General features: G+C 54.5%; 21 protein-coding genes and 1 other RNA gene. 12 read left to right on the plus strand and 10 right to left on the minus strand.

Annotated elements, in window-relative coordinates; all coding sequences use genetic code 11:
- Window positions 1–107: 107 nt before the first annotated feature.
- Window positions 108–1,679 carry a galactarate dehydratase gene (garD, locus tag RT197_RS05040; RefSeq protein WP_312947971.1) on the minus strand — a complete coding sequence of 524 codons (1,572 nt, stop codon included), beginning with the start codon at window positions 1,677–1,679 and terminating at the stop codon, window positions 108–110.
- Between the two features lie 409 nt (window positions 1,680–2,088).
- Here garD and RT197_RS05045 point away from each other — a divergent pair, with 409 nt between their 5' ends.
- The 6 genes from RT197_RS05045 to RT197_RS05070 all read left to right on the plus strand — a co-directional run bounded on the left by RT197_RS05045 (window position 2,089) and on the right by RT197_RS05070 (window position 8,232).
- A complete protein-coding gene (locus RT197_RS05045; RefSeq protein ID WP_312947973.1) occupies window positions 2,089–3,420 on the plus strand; it encodes an MFS transporter in 1,332 nt (443 codons plus the stop codon).
- 28 nt (window positions 3,421–3,448) lie between these two features.
- Window positions 3,449–4,219 (plus strand): 2-dehydro-3-deoxyglucarate aldolase, encoded by a 771-nt coding sequence (gene garL / locus RT197_RS05050; protein WP_312947974.1) that lies wholly within the window; start codon window positions 3,449–3,451, stop codon window positions 4,217–4,219.
- Window positions 4,220–4,246: 27 nt separating this feature from the next.
- Window positions 4,247–5,137: a 2-hydroxy-3-oxopropionate reductase gene (garR, locus tag RT197_RS05055; RefSeq protein WP_312947975.1), complete on the plus strand. Its 891-nt coding sequence runs from the start codon at window positions 4,247–4,249 to the stop codon at window positions 5,135–5,137.
- 101 nt (window positions 5,138–5,238) lie between these two features.
- Window positions 5,239–6,384, plus strand: coding sequence for a glycerate 2-kinase (garK, locus tag RT197_RS05060; protein ID WP_312947976.1), 1,146 nt, complete (start codon window positions 5,239–5,241; stop codon window positions 6,382–6,384).
- Window positions 6,385–6,416: 32 nt separating this feature from the next.
- An RNA gene (gene rnpB, locus RT197_RS05065) (RNase P RNA component class A) lies at window positions 6,417–6,796 on the plus strand.
- Between the two features lie 617 nt (window positions 6,797–7,413).
- On the plus strand, window positions 7,414–8,232 hold the full coding sequence (locus RT197_RS05070) for a hypothetical protein (RefSeq protein WP_312947978.1): 819 nt from the start codon (window positions 7,414–7,416) through the stop codon (window positions 8,230–8,232).
- Between the two features lie 302 nt (window positions 8,233–8,534).
- On the opposite strand, the gene RT197_RS05075 is transcribed toward RT197_RS05070, so the two are convergent.
- Window positions 8,535–9,821 carry an McrC family protein gene (locus RT197_RS05075; protein WP_312947980.1) on the minus strand — a complete coding sequence of 429 codons (1,287 nt, stop codon included), beginning with the start codon at window positions 9,819–9,821 and terminating at the stop codon, window positions 8,535–8,537.
- Window positions 9,814–11,889: an AAA family ATPase gene (locus RT197_RS05080; RefSeq protein ID WP_312948598.1), complete on the minus strand. Its 2,076-nt coding sequence runs from the start codon at window positions 11,887–11,889 to the stop codon at window positions 9,814–9,816. Before RT197_RS05080 ends, RT197_RS05075 begins: the two co-directional genes overlap by 8 nt.
- Before the next feature lie 283 nt (window positions 11,890–12,172).
- Here RT197_RS05080 and RT197_RS05085 point away from each other — a divergent pair, with 283 nt between their 5' ends.
- Window positions 12,173–13,204: a hypothetical protein gene (locus RT197_RS05085; RefSeq protein WP_312947981.1), complete on the plus strand. Its 1,032-nt coding sequence runs from the start codon at window positions 12,173–12,175 to the stop codon at window positions 13,202–13,204.
- Window positions 13,205–13,211: 7 nt separating this feature from the next.
- Here RT197_RS05085 and RT197_RS05090 read toward each other — a convergent pair whose 3' ends face one another.
- Together RT197_RS05090 and RT197_RS05095 are read right to left on the minus strand one after the other, a co-directional pair.
- Window positions 13,212–13,601: a VOC family protein gene (locus RT197_RS05090; RefSeq protein WP_312947982.1), complete on the minus strand. Its 390-nt coding sequence runs from the start codon at window positions 13,599–13,601 to the stop codon at window positions 13,212–13,214.
- A gap of 561 nt (window positions 13,602–14,162) precedes the next feature.
- Complete coding sequence (locus tag RT197_RS05095; RefSeq protein WP_312947984.1) at window positions 14,163–14,942, minus strand: NAD(P)H-dependent oxidoreductase; 780 nt, start codon at window positions 14,940–14,942, stop codon at window positions 14,163–14,165.
- An 87-nt stretch (window positions 14,943–15,029) separates the two neighbouring features.
- On the opposite strand from RT197_RS05095, the gene RT197_RS05100 reads away from it, so the two are divergent.
- From RT197_RS05100 to RT197_RS05110, 3 genes are all read left to right on the plus strand, one after another.
- Window positions 15,030–15,926 (plus strand): LysR family transcriptional regulator, encoded by an 897-nt coding sequence (locus RT197_RS05100; protein WP_312947985.1) that lies wholly within the window; start codon window positions 15,030–15,032, stop codon window positions 15,924–15,926.
- 54 nt (window positions 15,927–15,980) lie between these two features.
- The gene (locus tag RT197_RS05105) at window positions 15,981–17,204 is read left to right on the plus strand and encodes a TerD family protein (RefSeq protein WP_312947986.1); all 1,224 of its coding nucleotides are present in this window, start codon (window positions 15,981–15,983) and stop codon (window positions 17,202–17,204) included.
- Between the two features lie 227 nt (window positions 17,205–17,431).
- Complete coding sequence (locus tag RT197_RS05110) at window positions 17,432–18,043, plus strand: methylthioribulose 1-phosphate dehydratase (protein ID WP_312947988.1); 612 nt, start codon at window positions 17,432–17,434, stop codon at window positions 18,041–18,043.
- Between the two features lie 6 nt (window positions 18,044–18,049).
- On the opposite strand, the gene RT197_RS05115 is transcribed toward RT197_RS05110, so the two are convergent.
- The 3 genes from RT197_RS05115 to RT197_RS05125 all read right to left on the minus strand — a co-directional run bounded on the left by RT197_RS05115 (window position 18,050) and on the right by RT197_RS05125 (window position 20,761).
- Window positions 18,050–18,877 (minus strand): ABC transporter permease subunit, encoded by an 828-nt coding sequence (locus tag RT197_RS05115; protein ID WP_312947990.1) that lies wholly within the window; start codon window positions 18,875–18,877, stop codon window positions 18,050–18,052.
- Window positions 18,878–18,889: 12 nt separating this feature from the next.
- Window positions 18,890–19,726, minus strand: coding sequence for an ATP-binding cassette domain-containing protein (locus RT197_RS05120; protein ID WP_312947992.1), 837 nt, complete (start codon window positions 19,724–19,726; stop codon window positions 18,890–18,892).
- Between the two features lie 111 nt (window positions 19,727–19,837).
- Window positions 19,838–20,761, minus strand: a complete 924-nt coding sequence (locus tag RT197_RS05125) for a LysR substrate-binding domain-containing protein (protein ID WP_312947994.1) — start codon at window positions 20,759–20,761, stop codon at window positions 19,838–19,840.
- Window positions 20,762–20,866: 105 nt separating this feature from the next.
- On the opposite strand from RT197_RS05125, the gene betC reads away from it, so the two are divergent.
- Both betC and choX read left to right on the plus strand, forming a co-directional pair.
- Window positions 20,867–22,411, plus strand: coding sequence for a choline-sulfatase (gene betC / locus RT197_RS05130; RefSeq protein WP_312947996.1), 1,545 nt, complete (start codon window positions 20,867–20,869; stop codon window positions 22,409–22,411).
- Window positions 22,408–23,358, plus strand: coding sequence for a choline ABC transporter substrate-binding protein (choX, locus tag RT197_RS05135; protein ID WP_312947998.1), 951 nt, complete (start codon window positions 22,408–22,410; stop codon window positions 23,356–23,358). The genes betC and choX overlap by 4 nt, the downstream gene beginning before the upstream one ends.
- Window positions 23,359–23,480: 122 nt before the next feature.
- Here choX and RT197_RS05140 read toward each other — a convergent pair whose 3' ends face one another.
- Both RT197_RS05140 and RT197_RS05145 read right to left on the minus strand, forming a co-directional pair.
- Window positions 23,481–24,446, minus strand: a complete 966-nt coding sequence (locus RT197_RS05140; RefSeq protein WP_312948000.1) for a TerC family protein — start codon at window positions 24,444–24,446, stop codon at window positions 23,481–23,483.
- Between the two features lie 278 nt (window positions 24,447–24,724).
- Window positions 24,725–25,723: a Gfo/Idh/MocA family oxidoreductase gene (locus tag RT197_RS05145; RefSeq protein WP_312948002.1), complete on the minus strand. Its 999-nt coding sequence runs from the start codon at window positions 25,721–25,723 to the stop codon at window positions 24,725–24,727.
- Between the last annotated feature and the right edge of the window lie 60 nt (window positions 25,724–25,783).

Genomic DNA, 25,783 nt, shown 5'->3' on the forward strand with positions numbered 1-25,783 from the left:
GAGATGGGAGGAAATATTTTATTAAACAAAGATTAATAGTTTGATGCTGTCGTTGATTTAATAAACCCCCGGCAGGTCTCCCCGCCGGGGGTGAAATGGGTTACTTATCAGGTCACCGGCGCCGGGTTGAACACCGCCAGCTGGTTGTGTAAGCCCCACTGATCCGAGAAGGTTTTCTTGCGGCCGCTCGCCACATCCAGAATAAAGTGGAACAGCTTCCAGCCCACGTCCTCAATGGTTTCTTCACCGGTGGCAATGGTCCCGGCGTTGATATCCATCAGATCGTACCAGCGGTTAGCCAGTTCGGTGCGGGTCGCCATCTTGATGACCGGCACCGCCATCAGGCCGTAAGGTGTGCCGCGACCGGTGGTGAAGACCTGAACGGTGATCCCGGAAGCGACCTGCTGAGTACCACACACAAAATCGCTGGCAGGCGTTGCCGCGTAGATCAGGCCGCGTTTGGTTGGACGCTGGCCGGGCGACAAGACTTCGGAAATTGCGCTTTTGCCGGATTTGGCAATCGAGCCGAGCGCTTTTTCCACCACGTTCGCCAGACCGCCTTTTTTGTTCCCCGGAGACGGGTTAGCGCTACGGTCCGTTTGGCCCATATCCAGATAGTTATCGTACCAGGCCATCTCTTCCAGCAGGCGTTTCCCCACTTCTTCATTGATGGCGCGCGGCGTTAACAGGTGGATGGCATCGCGTACTTCGGTCACTTCCGAGAACATTACCGTGCCGCCGCAGCGGATCAGCAGGTCAGAGGCGTAGCCGACCGCCGGGTTAGCGGTGACGCCGGAAAACGCATCGCTGCCGCCGCACTGCATACCGACCACCAGCTCAGAAGCCGGGCAGGTCTCGCGCTGGCGCTGATTCAGTTTGACCAGATGGCGTTCGGCAACCAACAGAATATCGTCAACCATTGACTTAAAGCCGACGTGATGTTCATCCTGCAACCGGACGATGCTGGCATCGTTAACCTGGATGGGCTGCACGTCTTCGGTGCCCTGCAACAGGCGTTCCGGCTGGAGTTTTTCACAGCCGAGGCCCACCACCATCACTTCACCGCCAAAGTTCGGGTTCAGCGCAATGTTGTGGATGGTGCGGATAGGCACAATCGCCGCCGGGGCGTTAATCGCCACGCCGCAGCCATAAAGATGGTTCAGCCCCACCACGCCATCCACGTTCGGATATTCAGGCAGCAGGTCACGCTCGATAATTTTCACCACGTAATCCACCACGCCCGCGACGCAGTGAACGCTGGTGGTAATGCCGAGCAGATTTTTTGTGCCGACGCTGCCGTCCGGGTTGCGGTAGCCCTCGAAGGTGTACCCTTCCAGCGGCGGCAGCGGTTCCGGGACTTTTGTCGCCAGCGGCAGCGTATTCAACGGCGGCGCTTTTGGCAGCTCGACGGTGGACTCGTCAATCCAGCTTCCCTGCGCAATGTCGCGCACGGCATAGCCAATGACTTCGCCATAGCGCACGATTTCACCGTGAATGGGAATATCGACCAGCGCAACCTTATGACCCTGGGGAATATGTTCAATAAGTTGCAGGCCATCCGGGAAACGCGTTCCCGCTTTTAAGCCATTATCATTGACGATAATCGCCACGTTATCTGTTTCGTGTACTTTAATATAGAACGCCGAAGGCGACTGCTGTCTAATTTCGATGTCGGCCATTGTCCAGTATTCTCCAGCAAATGTAGATAAGCAAAATGGTAATCTAAGAATGTTAGATCGAATTCCAGGAGATAATATCTCAATATTATGGAATTAAGAATGCACTGACTTCAGAAATAAGAATGTGATCCAGATCACTCATTTTCGCTAAGGGGCATGGCATCAGGCGGGCAATGCATAAATCTGTGCATTAGCGCCCATGAGCATGTGCATATGCTAAAAACATTAAGTATTAACGCATTCCAACCTGTGCAATGTCACAGTGTGCATTATTGGCGCTCTGATTATACTAAATCCCAATTTCATTGTGTCTGGTCTGTTTATTGATATACCTGCTATCAATAAATAATCAGTAAACTCACCTGATAAAAATAAATAAACAGGTGGCTCCGTACCTGAGGATAAATAAATGATGCTGGATACTGCTGTTGATTCTAAAAAGGGAATGCATACCCGCTATATAATACTGCTGATTATTTTTATCGTCACCGCAGTTAACTATGCGGACCGCGCTACGCTCTCTATTGCCGGTACGGAAGTGGCGAAAGAGCTGAACCTTAGCGCGATTTCAATGGGCTACATCTTCTCCGCGTTCGGCTGGGCCTACCTGCTGATGCAAATCCCCGGCGGCTGGCTGCTGGATAAGTTCGGTTCGAAGAAAGTATACACTTACAGCCTCTTTTTCTGGTCGCTGTTTACCTTCGTACAGGGCTTTGTGGATATGATCCCGCTGGCATGGGCTGGCGTGTCGATGTTCATGATGCGCTTTATGCTCGGCTTCTCGGAAGCGCCTTCTTTCCCGGCAAACGCCCGTATCGTAGCGGCCTGGTTCCCGACGAAAGAGCGCGGCACGGCTTCAGCCCTGTTTAACGCGGCGCAGTATTTCTCGCTGGCGATTTTCTCCCCGCTGCTCGGCTGGCTGACCTTCGCCTGGGGCTGGGAACACGTATTTACCGTGATGGGTGTGATTGGCTTTGTGCTGACCGGCCTGTGGGTGAAGTTTATCCATAACCCAACCGATCACCCGCGTATGTCCGCTAAAGAACTGGCGTACATCACCGAGGGCGGCGCGGTCGTGGATATGGACCACAAAAAGCCCGGCGCGGCAAAATCCGGTCCTAAGCTGCACTACATTAAACAGTTGCTGACCAACCGCATGATGCTGGGCGTATTTTTTGGTCAATACTTCATCAACACCATTACCTGGTTCTTCCTCACCTGGTTCCCGATTTATCTGGTGCAGGACAAAGGGATGTCAATTCTGAAGGTCGGTCTGGTGGCGTCCATCCCGGCAATGTGCGGCTTCGCCGGTGGCGTGCTGGGCGGGGTGTTCTCTGATTATCTGATTAAGCGCGGCTCTTCCATCACCCTGGCGCGTAAACTGCCAATTGTGCTCGGAATGCTGCTGGCCTCAACGATTATTCTGTGTAACTACACCGATAATACCACCCTGGTGGTGACGCTGATGGCGCTGGCGTTCTTTGGTAAAGGCTTTGGTGCGCTGGGCTGGCCGGTGATTGCTGATACCGCGCCAAAAGAAATCGTAGGTCTGTGCGGCGGCGTGTTTAACGTGTTTGGTAACGTGGCTTCGATTGTCACTCCGCTGGTCATCGGTTATCTGGTGAGTGAACTGCACTCGTTCAACGCGGCTCTGATCTTTGTAGGATGTTCGGCTCTGATGGCGATGGTTTGCTACCTGTTCATCGTCGGCGACATCAAACGTATGGAACTACAGAAATAAATAACGGCTAAGTTACAAGGTATAAGCGATGAATAACGATATTTTCCCGAACAAATTCAAGGCTGCGCTGGCGGCGCAGCAAATCCAGATCGGCTGCTGGTCCGCACTGGCAAGCCCGATCAGCACTGAAGTGCTGGGTCTGGCGGGTTTCGACTGGCTGGTACTGGATGGCGAACATGCGCCGAACGATATCTCCACATTTATTCCGCAACTGATGGCACTGAAGGGCAGTTCCAGCGCCCCAGTGGTTCGTGTGCCGACTAACGAGCCGGTAATCATCAAGCGTCTGCTGGATATCGGTTTCTACAATTTCCTGATCCCGTTTGTTGAAACGGAAGAAGAAGCGGTTCGCGCGGTGGCATCAACCCGCTATCCGCCGGAAGGTATTCGCGGCGTGTCCGTATCCCACCGCGCCAATATGTTTGGCACCGTGCCGGATTACTTCGCCCAGTCCAACAAAAACATCACCATTCTGGTGCAGATCGAAAGCCAGCAGGGCGTTGACAACGTTGACGCGATCGCTGCGACCGACGGCGTGGATGGTATTTTTGTCGGCCCAAGCGATCTGGCCGCCGCGCTGGGTCATCTGGGCAATGCTTCCCATCCTGACGTTCAGCAGTGCATCAAGCACATTTTCGCCAGCGCGAAAGCCCATGGCAAACCGTGCGGCATTCTGGCACCGGTTGACGCCGACGCGCGCCGCTACCTGGAAATGGGCGCAACCTTTGTTGCCGTTGGCAGCGATCTGGGTGTGTTCCGTGGTGCGACGCAGAAACTGGCTGATTCCTTTAAGAAATAACCACCGAAAGAAGAGAGAGACGCAATTATGACGATTAAAGTAGGTTTCATTGGTCTGGGTATTATGGGCAAACCAATGAGCAAAAACCTCATTAAAGCCGGTTACTCGCTGGTGGTTTCTGACCGTAATCCTGACGTCGTTGCTGAACTGGTGGCGGCAGGCGCAGAAACCGCGACGACGGCGAAAGCGATTGCAGAGCAGTGTGACGTGATCATCACCATGCTGCCGAACTCCCCGCACGTTAAAGAAGTGGCGCTGGGTGAAGGCGGCATTATTGAAGGCGCGAAAGCGGGCACGGTCGTTATTGATATGAGCTCCATCGCGCCGCTGGCGAGCCGTGAAATCAGCGAAGCGCTGAAGGCAAAAGGCGTGGACATGCTGGATGCGCCGGTCAGCGGCGGTGAACCGAAAGCCATCGACGGCACCCTGTCGGTGATGGTCGGCGGCGATAAAGCTATCTTCGACAAGTATTACGATCTGCTGAAAGCGATGGCAGGCTCTGTTGTTCACACTGGCGATATTGGCGCGGGTAACGTCACTAAACTGGCAAACCAGGTGATCGTGGCGCTGAACATTGCGGCGATGTCTGAAGCGCTGACCCTGGCGACCAAAGCGGGCGTCAACCCGGATCTGGTGTATCAGGCGATTCGCGGCGGCCTGGCGGGCAGCACCGTTCTGGATGCGAAAGCGCCGATGGTGATGGATCGTAACTTTAAGCCGGGTTTCCGCATTGACCTGCATATCAAAGATCTGGCGAACGCGCTGGATACGTCACACGGTGTTGGCGCACAGCTCCCGCTGACCGCTGCGGTTATGGAAATGATGCAGGCGCTGCGCGCTGACGGTCACGGTAACGATGACCACAGTGCCCTGGCGTGCTACTACGAAAAACTGGCGAAAATCGAAATTTCTCGCTAACAACGTATTGCCCGGCGGCGCGACGCTGCCGGGCCTGAAACATACGCCTTTGTAGGCCGAAGAGAAATGCTTCGGTGTTGCGTGGTAACAGGCTACTCACTATGAAAATCGTAATCGCCCCAGACTCTTATAAAGAAAGCCTTTCTGCCAGCGAGGTGGCTCAGGCAATAGAAAAAGGATTTCGGGAAATCTTTCCTGATGCGCTGTATGTCTCTGTTCCGGTCGCTGATGGGGGAGAAGGGACGGTTGAAGCGATGATCGCCGCCACGCAGGGCCAGGAATATACCGCGCAGGTGACCGGGCCGCTCGGCGAGCCGGTTGAGGCCTGCTGGGGAATTTCCGGTGATGGAACGACAGCGTTTATTGAAATGGCCGCCGCCAGCGGACTGGCACTGGTGCCGCCTTCACAGCGTAATCCGCTGATCACCACCTCACGCGGTACCGGCGAGCTGATTTTGCAGGCGCTGGAACACGGCGCGAGAAATATTATTATCGGCATTGGCGGTAGCGCCACCAATGACGGCGGTGCAGGTATGGTGCAGGCGCTGGGAGCCAAACTCCGCGATGCACAGGGTACTGACATCGGTAACGGCGGCGGAAGCTTAATTAATCTGGATTCGATTGATATCACCGCGCTGGACCCGCGCTTGCGCGAGTGTACTATTCGCGTGGCCTGCGATGTGACCAACCCGCTGACGGGTGAAAAAGGCGCATCGCGCGTATTCGGGCCGCAAAAAGGGGCTACTGAAGAGCGGATTATCGAACTGGATCGTAATCTCGATCACTACGCCAATATCATCAAAAAATCGCTGGATGTGGACGTTAAGCAGGTGCCCGGCGCGGGTGCCGCAGGCGGCATGGGCGCAGCGCTGATGGCGTTTCTCGGTGCAGAACTGCGCAGCGGCATTGAGATTGTCACCCAGGCGCTCAACCTTGAAGAGCATATTCACGATTGCACGTGGGTCGTGACGGGCGAAGGCCGGATCGACAGCCAGAGCATTAACGGCAAAGTGCCGGTAGGCGTGGCGCGCGTCGCCAAAAAATATGATAAACCGGTGATTGGTATTGCCGGAAGTTTGACCAGCGATGTGGGCATTGTTCATCAGTATGGTATTGACGCCGTATTCAGCGTGCTTACCAGCATTGGGACGCTGGAGGAAGCGTTCAGGGGGGCTTTCGACAACATTTATCGTGCATCCCGCAATATTGCCGCCACGCTCCAGGTGGGAATGTTGACCGAAAGGTGACAGCAGGGTGGAAACACTCTATACTGCGCGCCGAAGCTGACCAGACAGTCGCCGCTTCGTCGTCGTCCTCCTCCGGGGGAGACGGGCGGAGGGGAGGAAAGTCCGGGCTCCATAGGGCAGGGTGCCAGGTAACGCCTGGGAGGCGCAAGCCTACGACCAGTGCAACAGAGAGCAAACCGCCGATGGCCCGCGCAAGCGGGATCAGGTAAGGGTGAAAGGGTGCGGTAAGAGCGCACCGCGCGTCTGGCAACAGTTCGCGGCACGGTAAACTCCACCCGGAGCAAGGCCAAATAGGGGTTCATAAGGTACGGCCCGTACTGAACCCGGGTAGGCTGCTTGAGCCAGTGAGCGATTGCTGGCCTAGATGAATGACTGTCCACGACAGAACCCGGCTTAACGGTCAGCTTCAACTTCTTAAAAACGCCCGCAGGATAAACCCTGCGGGCGTTTTGCTTTCTGGCAGAGAGAGATGAATGACTGTCCACTCCACTTTCTATGAAAAGAACGCGGCTTAACGGTCAGCTTCAACCATTTAAAAACGCCCGCAGGATAAACCCTGCGGGCGTTTTGCTTTCTGTAGTGACACGGTAAATTGGGCCACCTGAACAGAGATAATATTCTTAACTCAACACAAAACAGGTGACTTCATGAATAAGAAAACAAAGCGTATCCCCGATGAGCCGCTATCCTGCAGGGCGTCTGATGAAATACCTGAACCTGAGCAGTTGCCAGCCCGGAAAACATTGATACAAAGTGAGTCATCTATCCCGGCTTGTCTCTTAAGTTAAGAGACTTCTACTGTCCGCACTATTGAGTAGTCTATTCAGAGTAAAGTACCTGCTCCTTTTTAAGACTTTTATTAACTATATTTTGAGTGAAGCGAGATTTTCGTCTCCTGTAATGTTTATTTGTACCGTTAACTTAATTCGGTTAATGCAATATCAAAAAGATAGCGCACATCACTGGTTAACGGTTGCGTTAATTTAAGTTTGCTCATCAATATACAATAATTGTTAAAAGGAAATTCAGATGAAACCACAAAAATTAGCACCTACTCCATATGGTTATGTAGATGAAGATAAAGTTTTCGAAGTCGATAATACTATGCGCGTATGTATTCGACACAATAAGCATCTGGTTGTTATCAATAAATTTACCGGTGAAATTATTAAAGATTTTGGTATTACAGAACCACTGCCGTCAAATCCAGTCAAACTTGACAGAAATGGGAATGTGATGTCCCCGGAAGAATATCCCGGATATACTGTACGATATGATATCAACAATATTTCATCATTCAAAACAACCTGGACAGTGCCTGATATTCCAGAGGTTACCGAGCCATACGGTCTGTTTTATATCTGGAATGGATTAAGTTATGGTGTATTCCAGCCTGTACTTTCATGGGGGTATCATGGTCCTAAATATGAAATCAGCAACTGGGCCACAGTTGACGGTGTACATTATTTTTATAGTTCTTATGAAGATGTTAACCCCGGAGAGGAACTAACCGGTATTGTGACGTTTATGGGCATGGTAGATGACCTGTGGGCATATAATACTTCATTTGAGGGCTACCCTGAATTAGACCTGGAGATTATGAGTGACAAAGAAGCAGCAACACTGGTTGAGTGTTTTGAATCTTATACACAGGACATGCGTCAGGTTCCGTCAAGTTTGTTCTGTGCCATGAGGGAGATTAACGTTACCCTGACTGAGGGGGCAATTCTTCCTGATGAGCTAAATTGGTATGTCACTGGCGAAGGGCTTCCCACACCCAGCGGAAAGAATACTGTAATCGTAGATAAAAGCCCAACAAATGGTGAGATTGATTTTTATTTTCATTAGAATTTAAATGAAAATCATCCAACTGTTTAATTGACTCCTGGCCACATAATAAATGTTATGTGGTCAGGCTTTTCAGCATACGCCGAATTCTGGCAGGATTATCCACTTTTCTATATGTTCTTTCTGATAACGGACACAGGAAAGTTATTGATAAAAAAATTGTTAAAGCTCTTTTGGCGAAACTGATTAAAGGTCTTAAACCAACGCCGACTCAAGCCGTTTTCCCGGATGCTGACCAGGTTAGCCATGGATACTGCGCTCAATGCAGGATCTGGCATGTAAAAAATGCGTCTAAATACGTCCTATGCACCACCCATATTACCCATCCACATCATCCTCTTTCCGCGCTTCGCCGTTATCCGGTATGGCACAACCCATAATTTTAAGGTCTCCGAAAAAGCAAAGTGCTGCTGTATCGGTTGGTTAAAGTCATCGTGGGCAGGATAAATCAGATACATCTCCCCTTTTCCATCAAGATATTTTTGGCCGTAGGCAAACATTTGATAGAAATCGGATTGTGCCAGGCCATACCGTGATCTTTCTTGCAGGCTGCTATTCAACAGCTTCCATTTCGTATCCATCACCATGTCGATTTTTATCGGGTGACGTGACTGAATTAACAAGTCCGGGCGAAGCTTAAAGCAGTCGACAGAACCATGCTTCACCAACGAATAAATAGCAGCCTGCGATTTAACGTGAAGATGAGAAGGCAATTCGTCAGGCAGGGTCTGAGCAACAAAAGACTCAAATACTGCCTCCATAGGGAACAAGAGTGATATGGCGTCAGTATTCCCCTGCAAGGCGCTCGGGCTCATTCCTTTTAGAATCAGCTGCGCCCAGGCCATTGGCTCGTTGTAATGAGCCATACCGCGCTCCAGACGTAAGCTATTTATATCGTTCTCAATATCCCGACTCAGTGGAATACCATCAAAAGCAAAGCGCATTTCATAAAGCCAGCGTTGATTCTCTGATGACAGTTTCAGACTGGCTAGCTTATCCAGTGCGGAATGTAAGAGTCGATTGGCTGCACAATCTGGCATGTAGTCGTCGTAATCGACGCAAAATTTATGACGATTCACCACGTTATGTCGTAACTGTGCAGAAAGCATTAATTTGCCCTTCATAAAAGGCAGATTATCTTGCTCGCTCACATAGTCAGAGCGTAAACCCTGTTTAAGCAATTGGCTGACGCTATGCAAAAACTGACTGATAAAAATCTCAAGCAAAGGCATGTGCTGAGCCTGAAGCGTAGCTTGCTGGGTCTGAATATGTCGAAACCCAGGCAGATGGCTAAGCATCGTCAGCAATACCTCGCGTGCACTCGCATGCGTGAGGTTTTTACCAACTTTAGGCAATATCTCAAGCTGTACACCGTGAGGTGTAGAAAGCATCCCCGCGTAGTTCTGTACCTGAAGCAATTTAAAACCTGAGCGGGAGGTGAGTTTAAGAAACTGGCCTCCCTGAATACTTGTCAGGCTAAGCTCTTCTAAATAATCAAAGACCTGTTGGGGGACCAGCTTTGCGCCGACTGAAGCCGCTTTTCCACTGCCTAACAGATCATATTCAAAAACAGAAATCACTTCATCCATGGTTTACAGCCTGATCGTCCAGGAGGGTCTGCTGTGGCTGATAAATAGCGCGATAAGCCTGTGGCATATTCCAGATCTCTTGATCAAATGCTTCCAGCTCATAAGCTGTCGATTGCTGATCGTGACGTCGTAAAGCATGGTTATTACCAAAAAGCGTATCCAGATCGTCGGTTTTCTCAATCACGAACTGTAGGCTGTCATCTGGCTTTTGGTTATCTGCCAGCACCAGCCTGATCTTGTTCCAGTCATCGAAAAAGTATTCCTGCAACAGTGGAATGATCTTCTTCTGGAATGCGATCTTTAGTTGTTTAAACGCGGCGTCTTCATCACCGGAATCGAGCGTATTTTTTACAGGCATAAAGAACGCGTGTCCGAGCATATGCTCGCGATCGTAAAGTGCTTCGATGCGGCTATTGAGTTTTTCCAGCAACGACTCGAGTTCAATGCCTTTCACCTTGATGCCACTGAGCAAAGAGAGGTCTGGCATCATCTCGACAAAATCGAAGCGGCGGCGCAAAGCTGTATCCATCAGTGCTAAAGAGCGGTCCGCAGTATTCATTGCTCCAATGATGTCGACATTGGCGGGCACGCTAAAGTGATCGCCGCTGTAAGACAGTTGCAGGCTCATTGCATTGGACATACCCGCTCGCTTGTCGACTTCAATCAGCGAGATCAGTTCGCCAAAGATTTTGGAGATGTTGCCGCGATTGATCTCATCAATGAAAATGGCGTAGCGATGTGCCGGATCCGCATTGGCACGCTGACACAAGCGCATAAAGATACCCGGCTCAATAGGGTAGGAGATATTGCCACTCTCATCAGAGCGAGCGCGAATACCTTCGATAAATTCTTCATAGCCGTATGATTGATGGAAAGTAACCACCGCAAAACGCTGGATGGCTTCGGCAGATTTAGGACCTTGCTTTAACTCTGCATAAAGAGAAAGCAGCTCATCCACTTGCTCTAACTGGGATTCAACCAGGAACCATTCACTATCGGCGGTTTTGTCGAATATCGCCGGGTCACGACGGCCTTTATAGGCAACTGTGGTGGATCCTGGGACGGTGAACGATTGCAGTGTCGCCCAGGCTGTTTGGGAAAGGTTATTGCTGCGGCCATTCACCAGGGCTTTACGCTGGAACCACAAATGTTCGGTTATTTGGCGAACTTTAGCTCGTTTACCGAGATCGAGTAGCACCAGCCCTGTAACCTGCATCCAGTTCAACGATTCAAGGCGAGAATCGAGCCAGGCATCGCGATCGGTGGGCGCAGCCTGAGAGGTGTACTCTTTCATCTTCTGTTGCAACGTGAAGGTCTTGCCAGTGCCAGGAGGACCAAAGTAGATCACGTTCACAGGTGAATGCGGTAGGGACTTAATGCCCGTTAACTCATCGCTGACTGTCGATGGGGTGCTGGCTATTTTCTCCTGTTTTTGTTCATTGTCGCGTTCGCGTAATAATTCATAGAGATGCCAGATAGCCATATTTACGTAATAAGGATCTGCATTGGGAGACTGAGCTTGTAGGGTTTGTTTCAGTTCATGATTTTTCTGCAACCAATTTCCGTTTAGTGCCAAACCGAGGTGGAATTGTTTATTCAGAAAATCAGCCGCTTTTGCAAACGCATTTTCATCCACGGTACTGGTGCAGGTTTCTGGCGAAAAAGCGGCAAAAACACGGTTTCTCAAACTCCAGTACATCCGCTTTAATAGCCCGGTTTCTTTGGCCTGTTGCAGTGCGCTACCAACATATTGGTAGGTTGATTCATCCGGTTGCTGATGGATGCGCTCGGTCAGTTCTCTGAGTAAGGGCAGACTCTGCTGATATTCCGCCAAAGAGGGCACGCCCTGACGAATACTGGCAATGCCGTTATCACGTTCATACCAAAGTCGTTTGACCAAATCATCCGTTTCGGGCTCTGCGAATGTTGAGGTCTGCTGTAGCAGCATCGTAAATTCACGATATCGCTGATTCCACCTGGAAGTAGGATAATTATTATCTTCAGCCAGAGTATCTATCAATTCACTGAGCGACAGCTTACCTGCTTCAACACTATCCAAAAGATCCATCATATGTTTCCTCTGCTGTAACCTTACTTATTCTTTGGTTAAGGTAACGCGTACTCACTGTACAGTGTTAATCAATGGGGCAAGAATTAGATTAACATCAGTCGCTTTCAAACTCTTCATCTGACCCTTTCTCTAAACTACGGTTTGCAGATTTGCAAGCCGATGTTCTGTCACCCCGGTGATAATTGCGGACCTTCCACCTGACTGGTCAACACGGTCTGAACGGGATAAAGTGCAACTCTTCGCATTAGTAAAAAATAACCCCAACCCCGGAGCCCCCCGCATGTCTGACTTCTGGTGGCAAGACTTCCTCGACCGTAATGACCGCTGGCAGGGTCTTGAAGTCATCGTGCGTGAGAACGACGCCAGCACGCGTCCGCTGGACATGCAAAGCGGTCATCATCAGCGAATGGCGTTGCAGGTGCGCGGCGAGACGCTGTTCTGGGCGACGGTACTGAAAGACTACTCCGGCGTCTGGCTGGTGTTTAATGCCGATCACCGTGACCAGCAGGAGCTGCTGCCGCCTATCACCTCGCAGGACATCGAAGCTATCCTTCATAAAGGACATGAGGCCTGGACTCGTGAGTGGTGCCGCTATTTTGCCCGCCAGTTGATGACGGCATCGCTGCTGCCCGCCCGACGCTGGCTGCTGCGACCCATGACGCAGGTGAAAAATAACGCACCATACTCCCTCAAAAAGCCGTTTACCGTGGAGAGCTGGCATTTTCAGTCACCGACCAGTGCGGACAAAATGGGCTGCGACTGGACGCTTTACGCCGAAGATCTGCCCGATTTGACCCAGCCGGATAAGGTGCGGCTGGTGGACTGGTGGTGGGGCGGCAATTTGCTGCTGGGGCGCTATCCGGTGGATGTAAACGCCGGGCGGTTGAAGTGGTGGCGCAAGAAAAGCCGCGAAGGAACCCTGCCGCCGGTCCTCGTCTGGTATGTCGCCGGGCTGGCATCGTATGTGATCCTGGACGGACATTACCGGTTTCAGGCGGCGAGGGAAGAGGGCATTCCGCCGGAGTTCCTGGTGATCGGCGAATTACACGAGCAGGTGATTGCGCCGGACCCGGAGAAACAGGCACGCATTCTGCGCTCGCTGGAACTACAGCGGCAGAAAAAGCCGGATTTTAATGTGGATGCGATGAACCAGATGCTGATCAATCTCTACGATACGCGCTACCTGCACGCCGCCACCGTCAGCCGGGCGGTGCTCGGCAGCGGAGAACGCTGGGCGCGGGAGGTGAGCGACTATCTCCGGCGGCACCAGCTTGAAGACTATCTGGAGAAGATCCAGAGCAGAGAGGAGTAAGCGGAGGTTACGCGTCCGCGACCAGTTCGATCAGGTTGCCATCGGGATCGGCAATCACCGCTTCATAAAATCCGTCACCGGTGGTGCGCGGTGCGCTGAGCAAAATGCCCTGCTGGCGCGCGCGTTCGGCCAGGGCATCCACATCCGCTTTGGGGCCCACGTTCAGGGCAATGTGCGCCCAGCCGGAAAACTCTTTATTGCCGGGAGCCTCGTCCAGCGCGGAGAGAGTCATTAGCTCAATCGTCGGGCCATCGTCGAGAGTAATGAAGTGCGACGCAAAGCCAGGGCGATTTTTGCTGATGTATTTATCGTTGCTGGTGCCGTTAAAAAACGAGCGCCAGAAGGCGACCTGCGCGTCCAGGTCACGCGTCCACAGCGCGATATGTGCCACTTTCATCTTTACCTCCTCAAGTAACGGCTGCCAGCGGTAATGCTGGATTGTGCTCGCTGTTGATTTATTGTGCTCGATTATGCTGCTTTTGGCGGAGGGCGGCAAGCGAGAGTCGTTAGCCGACGGGGCGGAGGATGATTTACCCGGGAACCACCAGCGAAACCCGTCCTACAAGATGAAACGCGGCCCGGCATGCTGGTCAGAATAAATTTCTTTTTTTAACCGGGTGAATAATTCAGTCAGCGTATCCAGCAGATATGATGTAAATCCTTCCTTCTCCAGGCTGGTGGCGTATACCGCAGCAGGAATAAATCGCTTCAAAGTGATGACTTGAGCGCACGTTCCACTTCATCATTAAACATGTTACGGATGTCGTTTAAATGAAAAACGTAGCGTCCCTGATTACTCCAACGATTAAATGTGGTCACGGCGTTTAGTTTATTCACAGCACTTCCCCAAAAATTGCACTACTCCATAGTATATTTTATCTCTACACCAAGGACCCTTTTAAGTGTCCTTGGTGTAGAGATGGCAAGAGGTAACACTCTGCCGTGCCACAGAATTCACTCACCCCATCAAATGCACCCCAAATCCCACCTCGCCATCCTTTACCCCGTCCCGCAGCGTCAGCTCCGGGATCTTATACTCCCCTGCATTCTGCTTGCGGAACGGCAGCGGGGCGGTGTGGAAAAGGTTGTCCAGCCGCTGGATGAGTTCCCGGCGGTGTGCGGCAAAACGTTGTTCATCAATGCGTCCGGTGCGGTAAATCACCAGCGGCGGCAGGACGTCGAAGCCGGGGTAGTGCAGCATCCCGTGCTGGATGGGGAACAGAATATCGTCGATGGGGCCGTTAATGCCGCGCGGGCCGTAATGTGATTCCCAGCCGCCGGTGGTAACGACGAGCATCGCACGTTTGCCCGCCATCCTGCCTTCGCCATAGCGGTCGCCCCAGTGGCGATCGTTATGTTCGCCGACGCCGTAGGCAAAGCCGTAAGCGTAGACGCGATCGATCCAGCCTTTGAGGATCGCTGGCATCGAAAACCACCACAGCGGGAACTGAAAAATCACCGCGTCAGCCTGGATTAATTTCTCCTGCTCGCGGGCAATGTCTTCGCTCTGCATACCATGCGCGAAGGCGTACTGCGAATCCAGCGAGGCGTCGAAATGTTCGCCGCGTAGCGGCGCAAGGGTGTCGGCGGCATCAATCTGCGCTTTCCACTGCATGGCGTAGAGATCGGAAACCTGAACACGGTGGCCCGCGCTTTCAAGGTGCGCGACGGCAATGTCTTTTAATGAACCGTTAAGCGAACGCGGTTCCGGGTGAGCGTAAATAATCAGGATATTCATAGTATCAGCCTGTGATGAGAAAGAGACTGCATGGTAAGGCGCGGGCAGATATAGTAGAAATTAATTGCTGTAATAACAGGTATAGCCATGATTAATTTAAGCCGTGTGGATCTCAACCTTCTGCTGACGCTGGACGTGCTGTTGACCGAGCATAATGTCACGCGCGCGGCACAGCGGCTGAATCTGTCGCAGCCTTCGGTGAGCATCCAGCTGGCGCGCCTGCGGGAAATTTTTGCCGATCCGCTGTTGCTGCCCGGTCCGCGCGGAATGCAGCCGACCGCCAGAGCCGAAGCGTTACGCGAGCCGCTGCGTCAGGCGCTGGATGCGCTGGAGCGCGCCGTCGCCCCGCCGGACGCCTTTGATCCGGCGCAGGCCAGCGTCACCTGGCGCATCGTTGCCACCGACTATATGGCAGCGGTCATTATTCTGCCCGCGCTGCGAAGGTTACGGGCCGTCTCCCCCGGCACCCGTCTGGCGGTGCTGGAACTTCGCCCGGAGCAGATCGTTCGCCAGGCCGGGCAGCAGGAGGTGGATCTGATTTTCCACACCCGCGACGGCGCGCCGCCGTCGCTGCATCAGCGGCATCTGTTTACCGAACGATACGTGCTGGCAGGACGTGCGGATCATCCGGGCCTGAAGCGGCGACCCACACTTGCGCAGTTCTGTGAAATGGAGCAGGTGATCGTCTCCCCGGATGGCGGCGGTTTTAGTGCCGCGACCGACGTCGCGCTGGCAAATAAAGGTCTGTCGCGGCGGGTGGTGCTGTCGGTGCCGCATTTTTTATTTATGCTGGAGACGCTGGCGAATACCGATCTGGTGGCGATGCTGCCGGAACGGCTGGTGAAACATGCCAGCGCGCTGAAAATCGTCGAGCCGCCGCTGGAGATAGCCGGGTTCGATATGATGATGCTGTGGCATGAACGCGTACATCGCGATCCCTCTCATATCTGGTTGCGCCAGCATATTATGGATTCCATCAGGTGACTGGCTGTGATAAACCAGAGGGGACTTTTTAAGCCAAAAGGGAAGGACGGAACCATGAATCAATCATTAAAACCGGGGGAGAATACCTCACTCTCCGGGGCCAGCGGACAGGTCCGCGTTACCCACCGTGCAGACAGCAACCTTGACGTTAATCTCACCGCTTTTCTGGTCACCGCCGCCGGTAAAGTCACCTCGGACGATGATATGGTGTTTTTCAATGCGCCGCGTCATGCCTCCGGCACCGCCGTCTTTATCGCCCCAGGCACCAGCGGCACCACCGTTACCCACGCGATTGATTTTGATCTCAGCCGCCTTCCCGCAGGCATTACCAAAATAGCCGTCACCCTGACCCAGGACGGGGGGGCGGGGGGATTTGCCAGCGTGCAGGATTTAAAAGCGCAAATCGTCACCGGCGACCATAGCCTGGAACTTACGCCCGGCCAGTTTAGCCAGGAAACCGGGATCGTCGTCCTCGATCTGTACGTGCGCAACGGCGAAAACAAAGCCCGCTCGGTCTGGCAGGGGTTCAACTCCGGGCTGGCAGGGTTGTGCAACTACTACGGCATCGAAGTGGAGGCGCCCGCGCCCGTCACCCCCGCCGTCAGCCTGAAGAAAGTCACCCTCACCAAACCCGACACCAGCCATAAAGTCTCGCTGATTAAAGGCGCGGCGGCCCCGGCGAGTATCCGGGTCAGCGCGACGTGGATCGACAACGGCGACGGTGAAGATAACGACGATCTTGATCTGCGTATCGGCATTTTACGGCCCGACGGGCAGATGTCGCTGGTCTGCGCCCCGGATCATCCCGGCTCGTTCAATGATTATCCGTGGATTTTCCACCGCGGCGATGTGGTGGCCGCCAGCGCCTCTGCGCCGGGCACCGAAACGGTAGAGATCAACCCGGCGATCTCACGGTTGATGGGCGGCAAAGTGGCGATCGTGTGCAGCGTCTACTCGGCGGTCGGCAACGGTGCCGTCTCCGTCGCGTCCCTCAGGCCGACCATGCGCATGGAATACGGCGAGCAGGTCGTCGAGTGTGCCTATGATTTTGCCAGCGGGCCGGACGATGACGAAGGCATCTATACCTATGTGATCGGCCTGATTGAAATTGACGAAGACAATATCACGCTAAGCCCGGCAGGCGTCACCTCGGAAGAAAGCAGCGAGGATACGCCGTGGCTGACCCGCAAGGGCGATAAGGTCATCCTGACGGTAGACGGTCCGCACGTCTTTAAAGGTAAACCGTTCGGGACGAAAAAAGGCAAACGCTATATCTGAGGCCGATTCCTGAAGGCAACTCGCAAAACGTCGCTCTGCCGGTTGCGCCAGCCCGCCGCCGGATTACACTTTTCTCCAGCCGCCGCGCTACTCCGAAGAGCACTGCGGTCAGCGGAATGAATGTGCTTCCGCATATTCATTCCGCGAATATCGAAGCATTGTCCTGCCCCGGGAGGGATGTTAGTATCGGCTAAATAGCCATACAGACGTCTAAAAAAGGAGCCGGTATGTGGCAACAAAGACTCACGCAGTTAGTCAGCACCTGTCACTGGATCGGCGCGAAAGGCTGGGCTCCGGCCACCGGCGGTAATATGTCGGTGCGGCAGGATGAAACCTGGTGCTGGCTGAGCGAGTCGGGGCGCGACAAAGGCACGCTCACCGCCGACGATTTTTTACAGGTGGAGATCGCCAGCAATACCGCGCCGTCCGGGCGTAAGCCCTCGGCAGAGACCGGCCTGCATACCCTGATTTATCGCCTGTTCCCTGACGCCAACGCGGTGCTGCATGTGCACACGGTGAATGCCACGGTGCTGTCGCGCATTGAAACCGGTGCGGCGCTGGTGCTGAGCGGGTATGAAATGCAGAAAACGCTGGGCGGGCAGCACAGTCATCTGGATAGCGTGCCGATCGCCATTTTCGACAACGATCAGGATATCGACGCGCTGGCGAGCCGCATTGCCGACTACGCCCGGACCCGGCCGCTGCGCTACGGGTTTCTGCTGCGCGGTCACGGCCTGACCTGCTGGGGAAAAGACGTCAGCGAGGCGCGTCGTCAGCTTGAAGGGCTGGAGTTCCTGTTTGAATGCGAGCTGCTGCGTCGTCGGTATCAGCAGCCCTGATAATCCTCAGTGATGGCGGCGGGCAAAGCTGGCGGAGAGCCGGTCGAGCAGGATCGCCATCAGCACCACCACAATCCCGCTTTGCAGGCCGGGGCCGATATCCAGTTGCTGAATGCTGCTGAGAATATCATTACCCAGCCCGCCCGCGCCGACCATTGAGGCGATGATCACCATCGACATTGCCATCATAATGGTCTGGTTGATGCCCGCCATAATCGCGGGCTGCGCGGCCGGAAGCTGAACTTTCCACAGCAGTTGCCACGGCGTACAGCCAAACGCCAGCCCCGCCTCAATGCGTGCGGCATTCACCTGACGAATACCGAGGTCGGTCAGCCGGACCACCGGCGGCATTGAGAACAGCACGGTAGCGAAAATGCCTGGCGGACGTCCCAGCCCGAACAGAATGGTCGCCGGGATCAGATACACGAAGGCGGGCATGGTCTGCATAAAGTCGAGCAGGGTACGCACGATGCTGCCGACCGCCGCGCGCCGCGCGCTCCAGATGCCGAGCGGAATGCCGAACAGCAGGCTAAAAAAGGTGGAGGACAGCGTGAGTGCCAGTGTCACCGCCGCGTGATCGCTGTAGCCGCTGTAAATGATGTACAGAGTGGCGAGGAGGGCGAACAGGGCAAAACCTTTGCCAATGCGCCACAGGCCCAGCGCCACCGTCAGCACCACCAGCCCCCACGGGTTGAGCCAGCTAATCATCGTCTCCAGCCCGCCCGCGAAGCCGTCAATTACCGCTGCGAGGCCGTCAAAAAAACCGCCCGCGTGGGTCAGCAGCGCGCGAATACCGCTGTCGATCTCGCGGCTAAAGTCTAAAGGATATGCCATATCATTCTCTGCTTAATGCGTGGGCCAGACGTCGGCGTAGTTCTCTGCCAGTTGCCAGCGTGAAACATCCACGCCGGAAAAAAAGTGGCGCACGTAGGGGGTGGCAGGGGCGTTAATCAGCGCTTCCGGTGCGCCGACCTGCACCAGCCTGCCTTTCTCCATAATGGCAATACGCGAGCCGAGGCGCAGCGCTTCTTCCATATCGTGCGTGACGAAGACCACCGTCCGCTGGTGTTCAGCCTGCAAACTCAGCAGCAGCGCCTGCATCTCGCGGCGGATAATCGGGTCCAGCGCGGAGAAGGCTTCGTCCATCAGCAGCACCGAAGGATTGACCACCAGCGCCCGTGCCAGCCCGACGCGTTGCTGCATCCCGCCGGAAAGCTGGCGCGGATACTGGCTGGCAACGGCGGCAAGGCCGACTTTCTCCAGCATCTCCCCGGCCCTGTGCTGGCGTTCGCCTTTTTCAACGCCCGCCACTTCCAGGCCAAAGGCGACGTTATCCAGCACGGTGCGCTCGTCAAACAGAGCAAAAGACTGAAAAACCATGCCGATATGCTGTCGGCGCAGGGCGATCAGCGCCGCCGCCGACAGCCCGGCCAGCGACTGCTGTTCAAACGTCACCTCGCCTTCTTCCGGCGGGATCAGGTGGTTAAGAGTGCGCAGCAGCGTCGATTTACCCGACCCGGACAGCCCGACGATGACGAAAATCTCACCGGGAAAAATTTGCAGGTTGATGTCGTTCAGGGCATGAACTGATGACGACGATCGCTGCCGGGAAAAAAAAGATTTTTGTGCGCCATCTGAATAGTATTTATTCACCTGGCGGAGTTCGATTATCGGTTTTGTCATAGCGCTATCACATATTTTACGGGAGCAAATACACCCTACCTTAAAATAAAGCCGGGCAGCGAGGTATTTTGCTTTATTTTAATAGTTAATTTATTACTTAGCTTATAACTATTATGGCAAAGCGATCCCTGAATGATGAAAATTCCAGGCTTCATCTAATAACCATGATTTTACTTTTTGCTGCTGCGGCGATAACGGTTTAGTGGCCGAAGAAATTAAAAAATAGCCGCGTTCAGTACGCATCTCCGGCCCGCAAACGGCCAGTTCACCGCTGGCCAGTAGCGGGGCGATCAGCGGCCGCCAGCCCAGCGCGATGCCCTGTCCTTCAAGCGTTGCCTGCACCACCAGCGAATAAGCGTTGAAGGTGCGCGAAGCGATGATATCACCGGGTTGCAGCCGCTGCTGACGAAACCAGTCCTCCCACGTCAGCCAGCGCTGGGGGCGGGTATCCGGCAGCTTCAGTAACGGAAAGCGCAGCAGCGCGGCCGGGTCAGGATTATCGCCCAGTTCGCGCTTAATATGTTGATTACATACGGGAACCACGTTCTCCGGGAACAGCCGCTGCGCCTGCGCGCCCGGCCAGTTGCCGCCGCCAAAACAGATGGTCAGCGGAGCGTTGCTGTCGCGAAAATTATAGTCATTGGGCGAGGTGGAAACCTGCACTTCAACGCCTGGGATCAGCGCCTGAATCGCGTTCATACGCGGCATCAGCCAGTAGCTGGCAAAGCCCATATCGGTATCAATACGCAGCACGCTGCGCTGGTGGCGCGTGCGCTCAAGCTGCTCGCTGATATCGTTCAGGCTGCTACGCACGATGTGATACAGGCTGTTGCCCGCTTCAGTAAGCTGCACCCCGCGATGGCGGCGCTCAAACAGCGGCGCGTCCAGCAGACTTTCCAGCAACTGAATGCGCTGGCTGACCGCAGGCTGCGACAGCCCCAGCTCACTTCCGGCAGCGGTAAAATTACCGTGGCGCGCGGCAGCTTCAAATACCACTAAAACCTGTAACGGAGGGAGCTGTAATTTTCCTGCCATAATTGCACCTTATGCCACGATAATAAAATAATGACTTCACAGCGTGAAATTCGCGTGCGATAAAAATATCACGGTTCCAGAATTAATTTTATCTTTGGCGGTATCATGCTTATAAATAAACCGAATATCGTTATTCTTATGGCGGATCAGTTAACGGCGAGCGCATTACGCACTTATGGAAATAATGTCAGCCTGACGCCGAATATCGATAAATTAGCCCGCGAAGGGGTCGTGTTTGAATCGGCGTACTGCAACAGCCCGCTGTGCGCACCGTCGCGAGCGTCATTAATGACCGGGCAGTATCTGTCGAAAAATGCGGTGTACGACAACGCCGCTGAATTTCATGCCGATTCGCCGACCTTCTGCCACTATCTGCGCGAGCAGGGCTACCGCACCTGGCTGTCCGGCAAAATGCACTTCTGCGGCCCGGATCAACTGCACGGTTTTGACGAGCGACTGACCACCGATATTTATCCCGCCGATTTTGGCTGGACCCCGGACTGGCAGAACCCGACCCGGCGGCTCGACTGGTATCACAATATGAGTTCGGTGCTGGAAGCGGGCGAATGCGTGCGCACCAATCAACTGGATTTTGACGACGAGGCGCTGTTTCTCGCACGCCAGCGGCTGTACGACGCAGCCCGTCGCCCGGACGAACAACCGTTCCTGCTGCATTTGTCGCTGACTCATCCGCACGATCCGTTTGCGATCCCGAAACGTTATCTGGATCGGATCAACGCCGCCGAGGTCGATCTGCCGCAGGTCAGCGCGTGGGAGATTGAGGACGATCCGCACTCGAAGCGGCTGCGTGAAATGTACCAGCTTGAGGACGGGTTGCTGACGGAAGAACACATCCGCCGGGCGCGTCATGCCTATTACGGCGCGCTGGCCTACGTCGATGACTGCTTTGGCGAAATCGTCAAAACGCTGGAGGAAACCGGGCTTGCGGAAAACACGGTGGTGATGGTGATTGCCGATCATGGTGAAATGCTCGGCGAGCGCGGCCTGTGGTACAAAATGTCGTTTTTTGAGAATGCGGTGCGCATTCCGTTCATCGTACATAACCCAACACGTTTTGCCGCACGCCGGGTGGCGGAGAGCGTGTCACTGGTGGATTTGCTGCCGACGCTGGTAGAGCTTGCCAGCGGCGAAGACCGCAGCGCTCACGCCGTGGCCCCGCTGGACGGGCGCAGCCTGGTGCCGCATCTGCGCGGTGAGGCAGGCCCGGACGGCGCGTGCGCCGAGTATCTGGCAGAGGGCGCGGTCGGTCCGCAGGTGATGATCCGTCGGGGACCGTGGAAATACATCTTCGTCTGGCACGAAGCGCCGCAGCTTTTTAACCTGGTGGACGATCCGCATGAGCGACATAACCTCGCCGCCGATCCGCGCTATCGCGACGTGGCGCAGGCTTTTGCCGATGAAGTGGCCGCGCGCTGGGATCTGGACGATCTGCATCAGAAGGTGCTGGCAAGCCAGCAAAAACGTCTCTTTTTAACCCGCGTTGCGGGCCGGGATGCGATCCCGCAGTGGGACTTTCAGCCCCATCAGCAGGCCTCGCAGCGCTTTATTCGTAACCACCAGACGCTGGATGAGCAGGAAGCATTCGCCCGCTATCCGCGTCCCCAAAAAAATAATGTCGGAGAGCAATGATGAAGGCAAAAAACATAACCACTTTCCTGCTGCTGGCAACGGCAGCGCTGGCCCCCGTCACCTCTTCGGCAGCCGAAGCGGACCGCTGCGCGGTGGTCAATCAGTCCGATCCGGGCTGGACCGATATCGCCGCCACCAACGCGCTGTCCGGCGTGGTGCTGAACGCGCTGGGCTATCAGCAAAAGGTGCAGAATCTGTCGGTGGCGCTGGCGTTTCAGGGGCTGAAATCCGGCCAGCTCGACGTGTTCCTCGGCAACTGGATGCCCGCGCAGGAGCCGGTGATCGCTAAGTTTAATCCGGGGCAGGATATTAAAGTGATCGGCGCGAATCTGCCTGCCGCGAAATTCACCCTCGCGGTGCCGAAATATGTCTCTGACGCGGGCGTGAAAGACTTCGCCGATCTGCAAAAATATGCCGATAAGTTCGGGCATAAGATTTATGGGATCGCGCCGGGCGCGCCTGCCAATCAGAACATCAAAAAGATGCTCGACCAGCATGATTTTGGCCTGGAAAAATGGAATATTGTCGAATCGAGTGAAAGCGGAATGCTGGCGCAGGTCAGCCGCGCGGTGAGCCGCAAAGAGTGGATTGTTTTCCTCGGCTGGGAGCCGCACGCCATGAACACCCGTTTCCCGCTGACCTATCTGAGCGGCGGCGATAAATGGTTCGGGCCGAACTACGGCAGCGCAACGGTAAACACCGTAACGCGTAAAGACTTCGCCAGCGACTGCCCTAATTTGAACCGCTTCTTCAGCCAGCTTAAGTTTGACGTCGCGATTGAGAATGCGGTCATTACCCGCGTGCTGGATGATAAGCAGGACGTTAACGCCGCCGCCCGCGCGGAACTGGCGAAGCGCCCGGAACTGGTGAGCCAGTGGCTGAACGGCGTGACCGGCCGCGATGGGCAACCGGCTGAACCGGTAGTGAAAAAGGCGCTGGGGCTGTAGGAGCGTATAGGGGGAGAGGGCGACTGCGTGCCTGTACTCTCCCCCTCACCCTAACCCTCTCCCTTAAGGAAGAGGGAATTGCGGGTATAACGCCTTTCTGACCAGGAGTCTCCCCACCTGAATCACCCTGGCTGCCTTTTATCATTCTGCCGGTTCACCCACGCGTTGATCAGCAGCGTCAGCGTCAGAATTCCAAACACCACGCCCAGCGAGACGGCAATCGGGATATGATAAAAATCAACGATCAGCATTTTGATACCGATAAACACCAGGATCACCGACAGGCCGTATTTCAGCATTGAGAAGCGTTCTGCCACGCCCGCCAGCAGGAAGTACATCGCGCGCAGACCGAGGATCGCAAACAGGTTAGAGGTCAGCACGATAAACGGATCGGTAGTCACTGCGAAAATCGCCGGAATGCTGTCCACCGCAAAAATGACGTCGCTCAGCTCAACCATAATCAGCACCAGCAGAAGCGGTGTCGCAAACAGCAGGCCGTTTTTACGCACGAAAAAGTGCTCGCTTTCGATGGTATCCGTCATCCGCAGGTGGCTTCGCAGCCAGCGCACCACCGGTTTTTCACCAATCCCGGTCTCGTCTTCCTTCGCCAGCGCCATCTTCACCCCGGTAAACAGCAGGAACGCGCCGAAGACGTACAGCAGCCAGTCAAACTGGGTGATAAGCCAGCTGCCCGCGAAAATCATGATCGTACGCAGGACAATCGCTCCCAGCACGCCGTAAATCAGCACCCGGCGCTGGAGCGCGGGCGGTACGGCAAAGTAGCTGAACAGCATCAGCCAGACGAAGACGTTATCCACCGCCAGCGCTTTTTCAATCAGATAGCCGGTGAGAAACGCCAGCGCCTGCGGATCGGCCACGGCGCGTCCTTCGGTTGAAGCGAGATACCACCAGAAAGCCGCATTAAACAGCAGAGAAAGGCTGACCCAGACCAGAGACCAGACGGCGGCCTGTTTCATCGACATCGTATGCGAGCCGCGCCGACCCTGTAACAGCAGATCGACCGCCAGCATAATAACCACCACCACAGCGAATCCGCCCCACAACAACGGTGTGCCGACTGTATTCATAAAAAAGCTCCTTCACAGGCATAAAAACAAAAACGGCTGATGTCAGAAGACGTCAGCCGTTGCGTGTTTCATGCACAGACCTCGCCTTCCGGCAAGGTCTCACTTACAACATCAGAGAAACGCACTGTATTTCTCTGATGTTGCCCGGCGACCGGATGCGCTGTGACACGCATCGTAATGACGATCCACCGGCGATGAAGTTACTCCCCTTTGCAGGTAACAAAGTATGACAGGACATTCAGGGGGTCAATGTCCTGCAACCTGCCTTTTACACAGTTTTACGCGGGGATTGGCGCATCTGCGTTATCCGCCGGGAACACGACGCCGGTCTGACGGCGGATCTCGGTTTGTAGCGCGGAAGTGATTCGGCTCACCGCCAGACCCGGATGATTAACTTCATTTTCTTCTATCAGCCGTGCAAATACGTCGGCCTCATACAGCATGGTGTTGATATGCTGCGGCTGGGTCAGATCCTGCGCTTTGCCGCCGCGCGGGACGAACGACACCGTCTGACATTCAGAGATTTTTTCAATCACCAGCGAACCGTTTTCGCCCTGGATTTCGCTCGCCAGCACCGAATCGCTCACTTTGGAATGGTGCAGCGTGACGTCGAAATCGCCGTAGTCCAGCACCACCGTACCGTGCGCGTCCACGCCGCTTTCCAGCAGGCTGGCCGACGCCTGAACGCGGTGCGGCTCGCCCCATAGCGCAACGGCGGAGGCCAGGCAATAAAAGCCGATATCCATAATCGAACCGTTAGAAAACGCCGGATTAAAGGTGTTCGGGTTTTCGCCGTCAAGATAGCGCTGGTAGCGCGAAGAATACTGGCAGTAGTTGATAAACGCTTTTCGCACTTTTCCGAGCTTCGGCAGGGACTGCTGCAACAGCAGGAAGTTGGGCAGGCTGGCGGTTTTGAACGCTTCAAACAGCACCACCTGATTTTCCCGCGCCACGGCAATGGCTTCTTCCACTTCGCGCAGGTTAGACGCCAGCGGCTTTTCGCAAATCACATGCTTCTTATGGCTGAGGAACAGCCGGGTCTGCGGAAAGTGCAGGGAATTCGGGCTGGCAATATACACCGCGTCGAACGCGTCGCTGGCCGCCATTTCTTCCAGCGAGGTAAACAGATGCTCAACCGGGTAATCGCTGGCGAAATGCTGCGCCTGCTCAAGACTGCGCGAATAGACGGCGGTGAGTTTATATTTGCCGGTTTCATGGGCGGCATCGACAAACTGGCGGGTGATCCAGTTCGTGCCAATGACTGCGAAACGTATCATAAATCAAAAGTCCTTTAGCCTGATCGTCAGCGAGCAGAGTAGCATACTGACGACGCTGAA

Origin of the sequence: Superficieibacter sp. (assembly GCF_032071645.1) — a bacterium.
GTDB lineage: Bacteria > Pseudomonadota > Gammaproteobacteria > Enterobacterales > Enterobacteriaceae > Superficieibacter.